The sequence below is a fragment of the Bradyrhizobium sp. Kon69 genome, assembly GCF_055807515.1.
The window spans coordinates 96,207-111,489 of sequence record NZ_JBVVOS010000012.1 but is presented as its reverse complement, the minus strand read 5'-3'; the positions used below and the strand labels follow the sequence as shown (position 1 = coordinate 111,489).

Here is a 15,283-nt window from a genome sequence, read left to right as displayed (position 1 = left end):
GAGGTCTTTTTCGATGAAGCATGTTTTGTCGGGCATTTTCGCTGCTGCGCTGGCGCTGAGTGCAAGCGCCGTGCAGGCGCAGGACAAGCCGCCACTGAAGATCGGCGGCATTCTCGACATGTCGAGCCTGTATGCCGACATCACCGGCCCCGGCAGCGAGACCGCGGCCAAGATGGCCGTGGAGGACTTTGGCGGCGAGGTGCTCGGCCGCAAGATCCAGGTGCTGGCCGCCGACCATCAGAACAAGGCCGATCTCTCCGCCAACATCGCCCGCGACATGCTCGACAATCAGGGCGTCGAGATGATCTACGACGTCGCGGCCTCCGCGACCGCGCTTGCCGCCGGCGAGATCGCCAAAGCGCGCAACAAGATCATCATGTTCAACGGCCCGGGCTCGATCCGCCTCACCAACGAGGCCTGCGGTCCCTATACCATTCACTACGTGTTCGACACCTATGGCCAGGCCAATGTGACCGGCCTTGCGGCCGTGAAGTCGGGCCTCGACACCTGGTACTTCCTCACCGCCGACTACGCCTTCGGCCAGGATCTGGAGAAGGACACCAGCGCGGTCGTGACCAAGACGGGCGGCAAGGTGCTCGGCAGCGTGCGCCATCCGCTCAACACGTCGGATTTCTCGTCGTTCCTGCTTCAGGCCCAAGCCTCGAAAGCAAAGGTGATCGGGCTTGCGAACGCCGGTGGCGACACCGTCAACGCCATCAAGCAGGCGGCCGAGTTCGGCATCACCAAGGGCGGCCAGAAAGTCTCGCCGCTGCTCGCCTTCGTGACCGACATCGATTCGATCGGGCTCGAGACCGCGCAGGGCCTGTTGCTGGCGGAAGCCTTCTACTGGGATCTCAACGACGACACCCGCGCGTTCTCGAAGCGCTTCCAGGAGCGCATGAAGCGGCCGCCGACCTCGGCGCAAGCGGGCGTCTATTCCTCCGTGACTCACTATCTGAAAGCGGTGAAGGCGGCCGGCACGACCGACGCTGCGACCGTGATGAAAGTGATGAAGGAGACGCCGATCAACGACTTCTTCGCCAAGAACGGCAAGATCCGCGAGGACGGCCGCATGCTGCACGACATGTACCTGTTCGAGGTCAAGAAGCCGTCGGAATCCAAGGGCCGCTGGGACGACTACAAGCTGCTCGCCACCGTGCCCGGCAGCGAGGCGTTCCAATCGTTGGAGCAGTCGCGCTGTCCGCTGGTGAAGAAATAAACCTCGTCACTGCGAGGAGCGAAGCGACGAAGCAATCCAGGCTGTCTCCGCGGAAACATTTCTGGATTGCTTCGCTTCGCTCGCAATGACGAGCGTTGATAGACCGAAGCAAACAACAACAAGGGAGACGTCCCATGAGCAACGACATGGTCCTGCAAAAGCTCGAAGGCGGGCTGCTCACCATCACCATGAACCGGCCCGAGCGGAAGAACGCGCTCAACCCGGATATGGTCGCCGGGCTGGTCGTGGCGGCACGGCGCGCGGCTGATGATCCGGAGGTGCGTGCGGTCTTGTTCAAGGGCGCGGGCGGCAGCTTCTGCGTCGGCGGCGACGTCAAGTCGATGGCCGAGGGCCGGGCGCCGCTGCCGTTCGAAGTGAAGATGGCGAACCTGCGCCGCGGCATGGAAGTGTCGCGTATCCTGCACCAGATGCCAAAGCCCGTGGTGGCACAGCTCGATGGTGCTGCGGCCGGCGCGGGTCTGTCGATGGCGCTGTCATGCGACCTCCGCGTCGCCTCCGAATCCTGCAAGATCACCACCGCGTTCGCAAAAGTCGGCTTCTCCGGCGATTACGGCGGCACCTATTTCCTCACCCAACTCCTCGGCAGCGCGCGGGCGCGCGAGCTCTATCTGACCTCGCCGGTGCTGACGGCGAAAGAAGCGCATGCGATCGGCATGGTGACGAAGGTCGTGCCCGACACCGAGATCGACGCGGCCGCGCACGAGCTCGCGATGTCGCTGGCGCAGGGCCCGTCGATCGCGCTCGGCTTCATCAAGCGCAACATCAATAATGCCGAGCATCTGGCGCTGGAGGATTGCTTCGACGGCGAGGCGATCCACCACACCCGCTGCAGCGACACCGAGGATCACAAGGAGGCCGCAAAGGCGTTTGTCGAGAAGCGCAAGCCGACCTTCAAGGGCGCATGACGATGGCGTCCTATATGCGGTTGCGGCAGATCTGCCTGGTCGCGCCGCAGCTCGCGCCCGTGATCTCTGACGTCGCGGATATCATGGGCCTCGCTGTCTGCTACCGCGACGGCAATGTCGCGAAGTACGGCCTGGAGAACGCGCTGCTGCCGGTCGACACGATCCTGCTGGAGGTGGTCGCGCCGTTCAAGGACGGCACCACCGCCGGCCGCTTCATCGAGAAGAGCGGCGGGCGCGGCGGCTATATGGCGATCTTCTGCTGCAACGATCCCGACGAGCGCGGTCGTAACGCCAACGCGCTGGGCGTGCGCACCGCCAACGTCATCGACCACGCGCCCTATCACGGCGTGCAGCTCCATCCCCGCGACTGCCGCGCCGCCTTCATCGAGTTCAACCACACCGAAGGCAGCGACGACATTTTGGGGCCCTATCCACCGGCCGGCCCCGATTGGCAAAAATTCATCCGCAAGGACGTGACGCAGACGTTGACGAGCGTGGAGATGCAGAGCCCGGACCCGCAAGGGCTGGCCGAGCATTGGGGCAAGATCATTGGCGTTGCGCCGAGTGGCGGTGCTGACGGTGGGGCCGAGCTGAAGTTGCCCAATGCGAGCTTTCGCTTCGTCAAAGGCGCCAGCGAAATCATGAGCGCGCTGGAGTTTCGGGTGACAGATGTGGCCGGCGTGCTGCATGCTGCCAGGGCGAAGGGATATGCCGTGGCGGGTAACGAGTTTTTGCTCGGTGGGGTGACGTTCCGCGTCAGTTGAGTGCTTGGTTGTGATCCGTCACTCTGAGGTGCTCGCCTCTTCGGCGAGCCTCGAAGGGCGACGGCCACCAGCGGGGCCGCTCATCCTTCGAGGCTCCCAGCGCGATGCTAGGCATCGCGCTACTCGCACCTCAGGATGACGGATTGAGAGAGGGCGTGCGGCGCGACCCTGCCGCAATCACCTTCCCTTGAAATTCGCCGTCCGCCGTTCTTCCGTGGCTTTCACGCCTTCCTTGAAGTCTTCCGTCGCGCGCAGGCGGGTCTGCTCCTCGAGTTCGTGATTGGTCGCGGCCATGACGCGGTCGGCCAAGCCGGCGCGCATCGTGGCGCGGGTGGAGACGAGGCCGAGCGGGGAGCATTCGGCGATTTCGCCGGCGAGCTTCAGTGCGGCCGCCTTGACCTGGTCCTGCGGCACCAGTTCGTTGGCGAGGCCCCATTTGAAGGCTTCTTCGCCGGTGACGCGGCGGCTGGTGTAGAACATCAGCTCGGCGTTGTTCTTGCCGATCAGCTCGGGCAGCGTCACGGTCAGGCCGAAGCCGGGATGGAAGCCGAGCTTTGTGAAGTTTGCGGAGAACCGCGCTTCGGGGCAGGTGACGCGGAAGTCTGCCGAGACCGCAAGGCCCAATCCGCCGCCGATGGCGGCGCCCTGCACGGCCGCGACGATCGGCTTCTTGGCGCGGAAGATGCGCACGGCCTGGATGTAGAGATGGTTGATCGCCCCGAGGCTGTCGGCCGGATCGCCCTTGGCCGTCTTGTCGGCTTCGCGCGCCTCCTGAGCCTGCCGTGCCGGGTCCTGGAAATTCGCGCCGGCGCAAAACGCCTTGCCCTGCGCCGACAGTACCGAGGCGCGAATCTCGATGTCGCGATCGAACGCGTCGAGCGCGTCCGCGATCTGGTTGATCAGCGAAATGTCGAAGAAGTTGAGCGGCGGGCGGCGGATCTCGATGGTGCCGACGTGACCAACTTTCTCGACGCCGATATCTTTGTAAGTACTCATGATGTCCTCGAATGATTAGCGCAAACCAAGCCCGCGGGCGATGATGCCGCGCAGCACCTCGGTGGTGCCGCCCTGGATGGTGAGTTTCGGCGCGGTCTTGATGGCGAAGTCGAGCTGCCGCTCCAGCGTCTCGCGGTTGGTCGCGGTCTCCTCGACGAAGGCGGCGAGATCGCGCACGCGGTGCGGCAGCTGCTGTTCCCACACCGTGCCGATGTCCTTGACGATGGAGGCTTCGACGACCGGCTCCTTGCCGGCTTGCAGCATGCCCGCGACCGAGACCGACATGCGCCGCATGGTGTGGAGCTGCGCCACCAGCCGGCCGATCCCTTCGGCGCTGCGCGTGTCCGGATTGGGACCAACGGCGCGAACCAGCTCGGTCAGCACGTAGTAGGTCTCCAGGAAGCGCTCGGGGCCCGATCGCTCATAAGCGAGCTCGCTGGTGGCCTGCTTCCAGGCGCCGTCGACTTCGCCGAGCACATGATCGTCGGGTACGAAGAAATCGGTGAACACGACCTCGTTGAACTCGTACTGGCCGGTGATCTGGCCGATCGGGTTCACCTGGATCCCCGGCTGCTTCATCTTGACCAGGAACTGGGTCAGGCCATGGCGCCGGTTCTCCTTGGTCGGCTGCGAGGTCCGGAAGATCGCGATCATGTAGTCGGCGATATGCGCCGACGAGGTCCAGATCTTGGTGCCGTTGATGAGATAGCCGCCGTCGGTCTTGGTCGCGCGCGTCTTCGCGGCGAACAGGTCCGAGCCGGAGTTCGGCTCGCTCATGCCGATCGCGAAGCAGATCTCGCCGCGGCAAATGCGCGGCAGGATGTCCATCTTGATGTGCTCGGGCGCGTACTTGATCAGCACCGGCCCGCTCTGGCGGTCGGCGACGAAGAACCGCCGCGTCGGCGCGTTGGCGACGCGCATCTCCTCGGTCACCACGTAACGTTCGAGGAACGAGCGCTCCTGGCCGCCATATTTTTTCGGCCATGTCATGCCGAGCCAACCCTTGGCGCCGACCCGGCGGGAAAATTCCGGCGCGTCGGTGTCTTCGCGGTTGGGCTTGTGCGGATCGAAGGTGCCGGCGGCGATTTCCTCGGCGAGGAAGGCGCGCACTTCCTTGCGCAATTGCTCGCATTTCTCGGGCAGGCGGATCGGATCGAAACGGAGGGCAGCGGTCATTGTTGTCTCGTCCCTGATCAGCGCGAAGCCACGAGCGGCCACAATTCGTCGGCGCCGCGGTTTGCGACCAGCTTGCCGAGCTCGACGGCCCAGTGGCTTTCCGAACCGAAATCATCGCGCCAGGCCAGTGCCCGCAGCGAATAGCGGTGCAGGATGTGCTCCAGGGTGAAGCCGATCGCGCCATGGACCTGATGCGCAATGGCGCCGCCCTTTTCCGCGGCTTCCGCGCAGCGGATCTTTGCCGAGGCGGCTTCGAGGTAGACCGCGTCGTCGAACGACTTTGCGTTGGCGATGGCGTCGGCGGCCGAGGTCGCCGCGGCAAGGGCAGCGGCCGACTCGCCGGCGAGGCGGGCGAGGTTGTGCTGCACCGCCTGGAATTTGGAGATCTTCTTCTCGAAGGCGACGCGCTCGTTGGAATAGCGCACGGAGATGTCGAGCATCGATTCCAGCGCGCCCGCGATCTGAAGGCTGCGCGCGACGACGCCCATCAGCATCATTGTGGTCTGGTCAAAGCCGTTCGGGGCGGGCTTGATGGTGACGGGCTGCACCTTGTCGAGCGTGACGGTGTCGCTGTGGTCGTAGCCGACGTTGAGTCCGGTCTCGATCCGACCCCTGCTCGCGTCGACCAGCGCGATCGAGGCGCCGTCCTTGCCGTGGGCCAGCACCGCGAAGTGCTTTGCCGCCTTTGCGAAGGGCACGCCGCGGGCGCGGCCGGAGAGCGCGCCGTCGGCGTCGCGGGTGATGCGATCCTTGGGCGACGCCGGCAGCACCGTCATCTCCCCTTCGGGGGATGCGATCTTCGCCTGCGCCAGCAGCCAGCCGGCCAGCATGGTTTCGGCCAGGGGAACCGCGACGGCGAAACGGCCGGCGGCGTTCAGCAGCGCAAAGCCGTCGGCAAGGCTCGCGCCGGAGCCGCCGAGATCGTCCGGCACCCAGGACAACGGCAAGCCGGCCTCGCTCAGCGCCTGCCACAGCGGCGCTTGCCACGAATCCTTCTTGTCGTTGTTGACGGTCTGCGGATCGGCGAGATCGGCGAAGATTTTCTCCGCAGTCTCGACGACGATATTGTCACTCTCCGCCACAGCGTTCCCCGTGTTTTGCCATTGGCGCTTCCCGCCCCGTGGGCGGACGCGCAGGTTCTTCTTGCGCCCGATGATCCAAAAAAGCCATGGCCCTGACAAGCGCTGATCGCAGGTCAACCTGCGGCGCGGGCATGGGCGCAAGGGACTATAGAAGGCTAATTCCGCTTAGCGGAGTTTTGCTCGATTTGCAGGGCGCGGCAAACTCGCTAAACAGAACGTCGATACTCAATCAAGGGGAAGGAAATCCGGATGGCAAAGGACAGTTTGTGCGCAATCGTGACGGGGTCCGCCTCCGGCCTGGGTGCTGCGACCGCGGAAATTCTCGCACGGAGCGGGGCGCGGCTCGTCATCAACTATTCCTCGAGCCAGAAGGAAGCGGAGGCGACCGCTGAGCTGTGCCGCAAGGCGGGCTCACCGGAAGTTCTGGTCGCGCAGGGCGACGTCTCGAAGGATGACGATTGCCGCAAGATCGTCGCGGCAGCTGGCGGCTGGGGCCGGCTCGACGTGCTCGTCAACAATGCCGGCACCACCAAGCATGTCGCTCATGCCGATCTCGATGGATTGTCGGCAGAAGATTTCCAGCGCCTGTATGGCGTCAACACCATCGGCCCGTTCCAGATGGTGCGTGCGGCGCGCAGCCTGCTCGAGGCGGGCGCCAAGGCCTCTGGGCGGCCGTCCGCCGTGGTCAACATCTCCTCCGTCGCCGGCATCAGCGGCGTCGGATCGTCCATCGCCTATGCCGCGAGCAAGGGCGCGCTCAACACCATGACGCTGTCGCTGTCGCGCGCACTGGCACCGCTGATCCGCGTCAACACGGTGTGTCCGGGCTATATCGACACACCCTGGTTCACCAAGGGCCGCGGCGAGGCTGGCGCCAAGCAGGTACGCGACAGCGTCGTGGCGAAGGTGCCGCTGAAGGTCGCATCATCGGCGGAAGACATCGCGCAGCTCGTCTGCTTCCTGGCGATGCCTGCCTCCAGCAACATGACCGGCGAGGTCGTGCGCATGGATGCAGGGATGCATTTGGTGACGTGAAGTCGCGCGGCGAGTGCGGCAAATAGAGCGTCGTCCCGGCGAAGGCCGGGACCCATAACCACCGAATTCAGTTTGGCGAAGACTGGCAATTCCCGGTTTCGCGCCTCACCACCTGTTGTGGTTATGGGTCCCGGCCTTCGCCGGGAGGACACCGAACTTGTGGATCGGCCACACCGCAAAGCGACTGTGCTACCCCTTGATCACACCGCTCGCCACCAGCCGGTGCCAGATGAACAGCACCACCACGGCGCCGATGGTGGCCATGATGAATCCCGCGCCCTGGTCGGGACTGTAATGCCCGATGGCCTGGCCGATGAAGGTCGCGAGAAACGCGCCGGCGATGCCGAGAATGGTGGTGAGGATGAAGCCGCTCGGATTGTTCGGTCCCGGCGCCAGCCAACGCGCGATGAGGCCGGCGACGAAGCCGACGACGATGATCCACAACAAGCCACCCATGCTCATGTCCGTGCTCCCCTCGTTTGACTAAACCAAATCAGACTCTGCCCGCGATCTCTTGCTCGGTCGGCAGCCGTCCGTCCGGCGTCAGATGATCGACCACCTGCGGCAGATACTGGCTGAGGCCGGAGAGCAGCTCATCACGCGACAGGCCGCTCTGGGCCGACAGGCTCTCGATCTGGTCGGCGCCGAGCGCATTGGCGAGATCGCCTGGTGCGATCGCCTTGTTATCGCCCTTGCCGACCCAGGTATTGGCAGTATCGCCATGACCGCTCTGCTGGAGCTGGTTGAGGAGATCGCCGAGCCCGCCGCTGAGCACGCTGCCGGCCGCGCCGCCCGCAAGCAGGCCGCCAAGGCCGCCCTTCAACAGGTCACCGAGGCCGCCGCCAGCGCCTGCATTCACCGACGGGGGGAGATGCGTCGGTGCCGGGGACGGCTGCGGCGCGCTGCCGCTCTGGTTGCCGCTCAAATGTTTGAATGCCTTCCAGGCGAGCAGGCCAAGCAGCGCCATGGTCATGGGCGACATGCCGCCGCTGGAAGAGGATTGTGAACTCGGCGTGCTTGGCCCGCGCGGGCCGTTCTGCATGCCGTTGAGGACGTCGAGCAAACCCATGGCGTTCTCCTTTGGCGCTTTCTTGCCTAACAAGCCCCGATCGAAAACATATGAGCCTGTCATGACGGTTACAAGGCGATTGCGCCGCAACTGCGGGAATGGGCAGCAGGCACAGCCTCTGCTATCGAGGGCAGATCGTTAAAGGGAGCAAGCCGAGGTGATGACGGATCGACCGATCGTGGTGGCCGGCGCAGGCGCCATCGGATGTTTCGTCGGCGGCACCCTGGCGGCTGCCGGCCGCCGCGTCGCGTTCCTGGTGCGGCCGCGGGTGAAGACCGAGATCGAGCGGTTCGGCCTGCTTCTGACCGATTTCGACGGCTCCGAGACGAAGCTCGACCCGGGCCGCCTCGCGCTGTCGGAAGATCCCGCGATCTTCCACAGCGCCGGCATCGTGCTGGTCGCGGTGAAGAGCGCCGACACGGCAGGTGTCGCGGACCTGATCGCGCAGCATGCGCCGCAGGACGCCGTCATCGTCTCGCTGCAGAACGGCGTCGGCAATGTCGCGGTGCTGCGCGAGCGCATGGGCGACCGCCGCGTGCTCGCCGGCATGGTGCCTTTCAACGTGGTCGGCATGGGCGAGGGCCGCTTCCACCGCTCGACCTCCGGCGACATTCATGTGGGCCAAGATGATGCGAACACGGCCGCAGTGCTGTCGGTGCCGGGGCTCGCCATGCGCGCGAGCCGCGACATCACCGGCGTGCAATGGGGCAAGCTGATCATCAATTTGAATAACGCGCTCAGCGCCTTGTCCGATATGCCGCTCGCCGCGCAATTGGCGAACCGCGACTGGCGAAGGCTGTTCGCCGAACAGATGGCGGAGGGGCTGGCTGCGATGAGGGCCGCCGGCATCACGCCGGTTTCGGCGACGCCGATCCCATCGTCCTGGACGCCCACCTTGCTGAGGCTGCCTGATCCGATTTTCAAGCTGATCCTGGGACGGACCATGAAGATAGATCCCGAGGCGCGCTCCTCGATGTGGCAGGATCTGAAGCAGGGCCGCAAGACCGAGATCGACTATTTCCAGGGCGCGATCATCGCGCTCGCCGAGCAGAACAATGTCGACGTGCCGCTGTCGCGCCGCATTGTTGCGCTGATCAAGGAGGCTGAGGCCGCGGGCAAAGGTCCACCGCGGCTGACGCCGCAGCAGGTTCGCGGGTAACGCATGAGTGCAGGCTGCGCGACGGGAGGAGCAACGATGAAGCGTCGTCTGATGAGCGGATTCGCGTTTGCCGTGCTCTGCGCCGCGTCCTCGGTCGCGGAGGCCCGGCCGCCGACGGTCATGAACTCTCCCGGCTATGACAGGCGATTGCAGGAGAGCAGGTCGCAATTGGGCAGTTCTCCGATCACGACGGCGCCTGCGAATGCGCGGGTAGCTCAACCGAAGCGCAGCAAGAAGAAGCCTCCGAACTGAGGCTAGGAGACGGATCTCCATCCACTTCGTCATTGCGAGCGTAGCGAAGCAATCCAGACTGGCTCCGCGGAGAGATGCTGGATTGCTTCGCTGCGCTCGCAATGACGGCGCAACTCAGCCCTTCTTCGCGGGCTTGCTCGGCGTCGGGCTGAACAGCTTCTTGATGTCGTTCAATCCATCCGACAGCCGCGGCCATTCGCAGGAGAACGAGCCCTTGGTACAGGGTGCGCCCTTCGGCCGCGGTCGTGCGTCGCCGATGGCGGCCTGCTGGACTTTCGGTCGCTCGACCGGCACGGGCACGCGCTCGACCTCGGTTCGCAACGCGACCCGCTGGAGCTGCTGCAGCTGTTGTTCCTGCTGCTCGCGCTGCTGGCGCGCGGTGGCCTGCGCGGCTTCATTGCTGCGGCGCTGATTGGCGAGATAGGCGGTGTAGGATTCGTCGATCTTCTTCTGCTCCTCCGGCGTCGGATTGGGGCCGGCGATGTCGAAGGTGCGATCCTGGAGGAAATCGTAATAGGAATAGCCGCCACCTGCCTTGCGCCGGCCGGCGAATTTGGCGTTGCAGTCGGCAAGCGCAGCCGTCTTCTCGGATTTGGTGGTGGCTTTCTCGGCGGCGTCGGCGCAGGCCTCGAAGTCGACAGGCGCGCGCTTCCACCATTGTGCCTGGGCATGCGACGGCGCCAGCAGGAAAAATCCTGCTGCGGCAACCACAAGCGCCGCACGACGCGATGCAACTACGTCCGACATTCTACGAGAGCATTCCTTGCAAAACTCAACCCGAACTGAGTCGGACTGATTTTTGCCCCTTTATGGCCGGCTTGTCACCCATGGAACCCGGGAATTTCATGGCTGCGATGCTGACATTTTTTGCTTGACGTGGCGCAGGAGTCACAGCGTCACTTCATCCTGCGCTCGCCTCATTGGCGACGCCAAGAAAACGAAGTGGAAACGCCTGATGCTGCTGCCCCTGTCCGACGTGCCGCGCTGGTACGCCGAGCGCAAACCGCAAGGCACGATCGCCGTCCGTCACGGGCAGGACACGCTGACATGGGACGCGCTCGAACGCGGCGCCAACCGGCGCGCGCGGGCGTTCATGGCCAAGGGCGTCAGGCCCGGCGACTTCGTCGCAATCGGTTTGCCCAACGGCAATGCGTTCTTCGAGACTTCCTTTGCGGTGTGGAAATGCGGAGCGACGCCGACCTCGCTGTCATGGCGGCTGCCGCGCGGCGAAGCCGCCGCGGTGCTCGACATCCTCAAGCCGGCGCTGGTGGTCGGCGGCGAAGCCGACTGGAACGCGCCGAACCGTCTGCCCGCGGATTTCGTGCCGGAAGGATTTTCGGACGAGCCGCTCACCGCACCGGTGGCGCGCTATTGGAAAGCCATGACCAGTGGCGGATCGACCGGGCGGCCGAAGGTGATCCTCGATCACCAACCGGCGGTGATCGACACGGTCGCCGCGCCGCCGCTCAACATCCCCTTCGGGGTCTCGCTGCTCAATCCCGGTCCGCTCTATCACAATGCGCCGTTCATCGTGTCGCATTACGCGCTGTTCACCGGCGGCCAGCTCACCGGCCTCGTCAAGTTCGACGCCGAGGAGGCGCTGCGGCAAATCGCGCGCGAGCGCGTGCAATGGGTCAATTTCGTGCCGACCATGATGCACCGGATCTGGGCGCTACCGGAGCACGTGCGCAACGCCTATGATGTGTCGAGCCTGCAAACCGTCTTCCACATGGCCGCTCCGATGCCACCCTGGCTGAAGGAGAACTGGATCGCCTGGCTCGGGCCCGAGCGAATCTGGGAGCTCTATGGCGGCACCGAGCGACAAGGCTCCTGCATCATCTCCGGCACGGAATGGCTGACGCACAAGGGTTCGGTCGGCAAGATCGGCGAGATGGCGCGCTTGCGCATCATCGGCGAAGACGGCAACGACGTCGCGCCCGGTGAGACCGGCGAGATCTATTTCCTCAACAATGACGGCAAGGATGCCACCTATCATTATCTCGGCGCCGAGCCGAAGCGCCGCGCCGACGGCTGGGAATCGCTCGGCGATATCGGCAGGCTGGATGCGGAAGGCTACCTTTATCTCGGCGACCGTCTCGCCGACATGGTGCTGCGCGGCGGTGCCAACATCTATCCCGCCGAGGTCGAAGCTGCCGTCTCCGCCTGTCCGGGCGTGCGCTCCTGCGTCGTGGTGGGATTGCCCGATCCGGAATTGGGCCAGCGCGTGCACGCCATCATCGAGCCGGAGGGCGATGCGGACGGTCAGGCGATCGCCGACGGCATGGCGGATTTTTTGAGAGACCGGCTCAGCCGCTACAAGCATCCGGAGAGCTTCGAGCTCGTCACCGCCCCGCCGCGCGACGATTCCGGAAAAGTTCGCCGCACCCTGTTGCGCGACGAACGCGCGGCGTGGATGAAGGAGGGGCGCGCCTTCCGGATTTGGCCGGCGAAGGCGCGGGCGGACGCAGAGTAAGAGAATTCACGGGAAGGACTGAAATTATGACCATCACCATTGCTGCGAACGCTGTGCCGAAGCCGCCGGCTGCGATCATCGAGGGTTTTCGCGGTGTGCCGACCTCGGTCATTTCCGACAATCTCGGCCGGTTGCCGGGCGCAGTGGGGCTCAAGCCCTATCATCGCGGCGCCAAGCTGGTGGGCACGGCCTTCACGGTGCGCACCCGTCCCGGCGACAATCTCGCCATCCATCGCGCACTCGAGCTGGTGGGCCCCGGCGACGTCATCGTGGTCGATGGCGGCGGCGATGAGACCCGCGCGCTGGTGGGCGAGATCATGAAGAACATCGCGCAATGGCGCAAAGCCGAAGGCTATGTCATCGACGGCGCGATCCGCGACGTCGCGGCGTTCGCGGCCGATGATTTTCCCTGCTACGCCCGCGCGGTGATCCACCGCGGGCCCTACAAGAACGGCCCCGGCGAGATCAACGTGCCTGTTTCGATCGGCGGCAGCGTGATCTCGCCCGGCGACATTGTCGTTGGCGACGAGGACGGCGTGGTGTCGTTTGCCGCCGCCGGTGCCGCGGCGCTGCTGGATGCCGTGCGCGCCCAGGTCGCGCGCGAGGAGGAGACTCTGAAGGCGATCCGCGAGGGCCGCTATCAGGGCTCGTATGGCAAATCCTGAACAGCGCGAGGCTTAGGTCAAAGCAATGGTCGAATCGATCGCACGTCGACGTTGGCCATTGCCTCTTTCGAAAGTGATTTCACGACTTTGTTTCGGTCAGACTTGCTTCATGCTTTTTGCTGCTGGGGATACTTCACGTGACGAGGAATTACGCGATCGTCCTGCCTAGCTTCTTCGTTCTGTTGGTCTCTGGAAGCAACGAGGTTGGTTCGTGGAAGATGCCGCCTTTTGGCTCCGGCCGCGGGGCAGCGCCCATTTTCAATCGCGATCGCGTCACTGATAGTCATCTGGCAGTCAAGGCCGCTTCGATCGATACAGAGCGACGACTGACTGAAGGGGTTTACGCAAAAGCCAACGGTCTCCCCTCAGGTGAGGTGGAAAAGCGCTTTGCGGCAAGTGGAGCCCTGCGATGTCCTGGTGGAGATAGCAGCGCTCAAGTGACTGGAGCGCGCGACGTGATTACCACGGCGGCTCACGCGTTTCGGGACCTTTGCAAACCCCATACGTCACCTGACAAGTGCATATTCGAGTACTATCTCGGAGCCGAGAGGCGTACCATTCCTCTGTCAGCGACCCTATGGATGGGCACATGCGTTGAGAGTGCGCCCAAGGCGATTGTCAGCGATTGGGCAGTCGCAAAGCTCGAGTCTGCCGCGGAAGTGACGCCTTACGAGATCAATGATCGGGCTGAAACTGTGGTCGCGTTGGAGCGTGTCCTGGCGGTTGTCGGTTACGACATCGAAGCCACGGGAAAGAGGGACAGGTACGGCCCCTTCAACAAGACGATTCAGGAGTGCCAGATACGCGACGTAAGGGACTGGTCGATATTCGAAACGAGCTGCGAATTCACAGTAGGGGCATCAGGTAGCGCTTTGTTTCGTCTGTTGGACGGTCGAATGACTCTGTTCGGCGTCCTCAATGGAGACTATCACGACAAAGAATATTGCCCACGAGGCAGCTGCGAGTTCAAGAGCCGGCATTGGTCGAGCGTGTATGTTACCGTGAAGGGTGAGTTCAAAGACCGCCTTCTGGCCGCCGTGAGCCAGTCTGCTGCAAAATAAAGCGTAAAGGGGAGGATCGCGTGAGCCAGAAGGACGAATTCCACAATCTCGACGACGCCAGCGACGGGCTGTTTCGCGAGCTCGCGGCAGGGGTGACCACGCGCATCTTCTCCGGCGAGCAGGCCATGCTGTCGGTGGTGACGCTGGCGCCGCATGCGCAAGGCACGCTGCACCATCATCCCGAGGAGCAATGGGGCGTGCTGCTCGATGGCTCCGCCATCCGCGTCCAGGGCAGTGAGGAGATTGCCGTGAAGAAAGGCGACTTCTGGCGCACGCCGGGCAATGTGCCGCACACCATGCGCGCCGGCCCCGACGGCGCCCGCGTGCTGGACATTTTCAGTCCGCCGCGGCCAGAATACAGAAAAGTGGGATCCGGTTTCGGGACCACTTAAAGCGCCAAGAGCAAAAGCCAGGCGCGAGAAAACAGGGGAGGGATACCATGACGATCACACGACGGACGCTGCTCGCAGCGCCGGCTATTCTCGCGATGACGCCGGCGTTGGCGCAGGCTTCAAAAATCACGCTGGTGGTGCCGTTCCCGCCGGGCGGATCGACCGATGCGATGGCGCGGCTGCTCCAGAGCCATCTGCAAACCAAGCTCAACCGCATCGTCATCGTCGAGAACAAGTCGGGCGCCGCCGGCGCGCTCGGCGCGGCGCAGGTCGCCAAGAGCCCGCCGGATGGCTCGACGTTCCTGGTCACGTTCGATTCCCACGCGGTGATCCCCTCCATCCTCGACAAGCCGCCGGTCGATGTCGAGCGCGAGCTGATGCCGGTGTTGCTGGTCGGCACCGCGCCTTACGTGATCGCCGCCGGTGCCGGCCGTCCCTACAAGAGCTTTGCCGACGTGGTGGCGGCCTGCAAGGCGATGCCCGGCGCGGTGAAATATGCCTCCGTCGGCATCGGCACGCTCGGCCATCTCGCCATGACCGTGCTCGGCAACAAGGCTGGCGTCGAGATCATGCATGTGCCCTATCGCGGCGGTGGCCCCGCGATGAACGACGTGCTCGGCGGCCATGTCGACCTGATCGCGGGATCTGCGGCGCTGGTCGCAGCCCAGCTCGGCACCAACATGCTGCGTCCGATCCTGCAGCTCGGCCGCGAGCGGCTGCCCGGCCTGCCGGATACGCCGACCGCGATCGAGGCGGGCTTCCCGGATTTCGAGACGCTGGCCTGGTGGGGCATCTTCGCGCCCACGGGCACGCCGCCGGACATCGTCGCAGGCCTCGCGGCGGCGTCCAAGGAGATCCTGAGCGAGCCCGCAACCGCCGCGCAGCTCAAGGAGACGCAGCAGATGACGCTGCTGCTCGAGGACGGTCCCGCCTTCAAGACCTTCTTCGACAAGCAGGTCGCCATTTGGGGCAAGGTGGTGAAGGACAACAATATCCGGGCGTGACGGCAGCCCC

General features: G+C 64.5%; 17 protein-coding genes. 11 read left to right on the top strand and 6 right to left on the bottom strand.

Annotated elements, in window-relative coordinates:
* Positions 1–13: 13 nt before the first annotated feature.
* The 3 genes from AC0L3U_RS17845 (at position 14) to AC0L3U_RS17835 (ending at position 2,909) form a co-directional block, all read left to right on the top strand.
* Positions 14–1,219 (top strand): ABC transporter substrate-binding protein, encoded by a 1,206-nt coding sequence (locus tag AC0L3U_RS17845; protein ID WP_018452962.1) that lies wholly within the window; start codon positions 14–16, stop codon positions 1,217–1,219.
* A 134-nt stretch (positions 1,220–1,353) separates the two neighbouring features.
* A complete protein-coding gene (locus AC0L3U_RS17840; protein ID WP_473362590.1) occupies positions 1,354–2,145 on the top strand; it encodes an enoyl-CoA hydratase in 792 nt (263 codons plus the stop codon).
* Between the two features lie 2 nt (positions 2,146–2,147).
* Positions 2,148–2,909, top strand: coding sequence for a VOC family protein (locus tag AC0L3U_RS17835; protein WP_473362589.1), 762 nt, complete (start codon positions 2,148–2,150; stop codon positions 2,907–2,909).
* Positions 2,910–3,086: 177 nt separating this feature from the next.
* Here the strand turns inward: AC0L3U_RS17835 and AC0L3U_RS17830 are convergent, their stop codons facing one another.
* From AC0L3U_RS17830 to AC0L3U_RS17820, 3 genes are read right to left on the bottom strand one after another with little or no spacing between them, the layout of a single operon-like run.
* Positions 3,087–3,905, bottom strand: coding sequence for an enoyl-CoA hydratase/isomerase family protein (locus AC0L3U_RS17830; RefSeq protein WP_473362588.1), 819 nt, complete (start codon positions 3,903–3,905; stop codon positions 3,087–3,089).
* Positions 3,906–3,920: 15 nt separating this feature from the next.
* Positions 3,921–5,081: an acyl-CoA dehydrogenase family protein gene (locus AC0L3U_RS17825; protein ID WP_008133127.1), complete on the bottom strand. Its 1,161-nt coding sequence runs from the start codon at positions 5,079–5,081 to the stop codon at positions 3,921–3,923.
* Between the two features lie 17 nt (positions 5,082–5,098).
* Entirely contained in the window at positions 5,099–6,163 is a 1,065-nt protein-coding gene (locus AC0L3U_RS17820; protein ID WP_473362587.1) for an acyl-CoA dehydrogenase family protein, read from the bottom strand.
* 249 nt (positions 6,164–6,412) lie between these two features.
* Between AC0L3U_RS17820 and AC0L3U_RS17815 the strand changes: the two genes are divergently transcribed.
* A complete protein-coding gene (locus tag AC0L3U_RS17815; protein ID WP_473362586.1) occupies positions 6,413–7,198 on the top strand; it encodes an SDR family NAD(P)-dependent oxidoreductase in 786 nt (261 codons plus the stop codon).
* Between the two features lie 189 nt (positions 7,199–7,387).
* Here AC0L3U_RS17815 and AC0L3U_RS17810 read toward each other — a convergent pair whose 3' ends face one another.
* Positions 7,388–7,660, bottom strand: a complete 273-nt coding sequence (locus AC0L3U_RS17810; protein WP_196236584.1) for a GlsB/YeaQ/YmgE family stress response membrane protein — start codon at positions 7,658–7,660, stop codon at positions 7,388–7,390.
* Positions 7,661–7,691: 31 nt separating this feature from the next.
* The gene (locus AC0L3U_RS17805; RefSeq protein WP_473362585.1) at positions 7,692–8,267 is read right to left on the bottom strand and encodes a YidB family protein; all 576 of its coding nucleotides are present in this window, start codon (positions 8,265–8,267) and stop codon (positions 7,692–7,694) included.
* A 157-nt stretch (positions 8,268–8,424) separates the two neighbouring features.
* Between AC0L3U_RS17805 and AC0L3U_RS17800 the strand changes: the two genes are divergently transcribed.
* Entirely contained in the window at positions 8,425–9,426 is a 1,002-nt protein-coding gene (locus tag AC0L3U_RS17800) for a 2-dehydropantoate 2-reductase (protein WP_473362584.1), read from the top strand.
* A gap of 36 nt (positions 9,427–9,462) precedes the next feature.
* Positions 9,463–9,678 (top strand): hypothetical protein, encoded by a 216-nt coding sequence (locus tag AC0L3U_RS17795; RefSeq protein ID WP_473362583.1) that lies wholly within the window; start codon positions 9,463–9,465, stop codon positions 9,676–9,678.
* A gap of 114 nt (positions 9,679–9,792) precedes the next feature.
* Here the strand turns inward: AC0L3U_RS17795 and AC0L3U_RS17790 are convergent, their stop codons facing one another.
* Positions 9,793–10,425 carry a hypothetical protein gene (locus AC0L3U_RS17790; protein WP_456766624.1) on the bottom strand — a complete coding sequence of 211 codons (633 nt, stop codon included), beginning with the start codon at positions 10,423–10,425 and terminating at the stop codon, positions 9,793–9,795.
* A 208-nt stretch (positions 10,426–10,633) separates the two neighbouring features.
* Between AC0L3U_RS17790 and AC0L3U_RS17785 the strand changes: the two genes are divergently transcribed.
* From AC0L3U_RS17785 to AC0L3U_RS17765, 5 genes are all read left to right on the top strand, one after another.
* Positions 10,634–12,151 carry an AMP-binding protein gene (locus tag AC0L3U_RS17785; protein WP_473362582.1) on the top strand — a complete coding sequence of 506 codons (1,518 nt, stop codon included), beginning with the start codon at positions 10,634–10,636 and terminating at the stop codon, positions 12,149–12,151.
* A 26-nt stretch (positions 12,152–12,177) separates the two neighbouring features.
* Positions 12,178–12,816: an RraA family protein gene (locus AC0L3U_RS17780; RefSeq protein ID WP_473362581.1), complete on the top strand. Its 639-nt coding sequence runs from the start codon at positions 12,178–12,180 to the stop codon at positions 12,814–12,816.
* Positions 12,817–12,953: 137 nt separating this feature from the next.
* Entirely contained in the window at positions 12,954–13,877 is a 924-nt protein-coding gene (locus tag AC0L3U_RS17775) for a hypothetical protein (protein WP_473362580.1), read from the top strand.
* A gap of 20 nt (positions 13,878–13,897) precedes the next feature.
* The gene (locus AC0L3U_RS17770) at positions 13,898–14,269 is read left to right on the top strand and encodes a dimethylsulfonioproprionate lyase family protein (protein ID WP_473362579.1); all 372 of its coding nucleotides are present in this window, start codon (positions 13,898–13,900) and stop codon (positions 14,267–14,269) included.
* A 47-nt stretch (positions 14,270–14,316) separates the two neighbouring features.
* Positions 14,317–15,273 carry a tripartite tricarboxylate transporter substrate-binding protein gene (locus tag AC0L3U_RS17765; protein ID WP_473362578.1) on the top strand — a complete coding sequence of 319 codons (957 nt, stop codon included), beginning with the start codon at positions 14,317–14,319 and terminating at the stop codon, positions 15,271–15,273.
* The last annotated feature ends 10 nt before the right edge of the window (positions 15,274–15,283 follow it).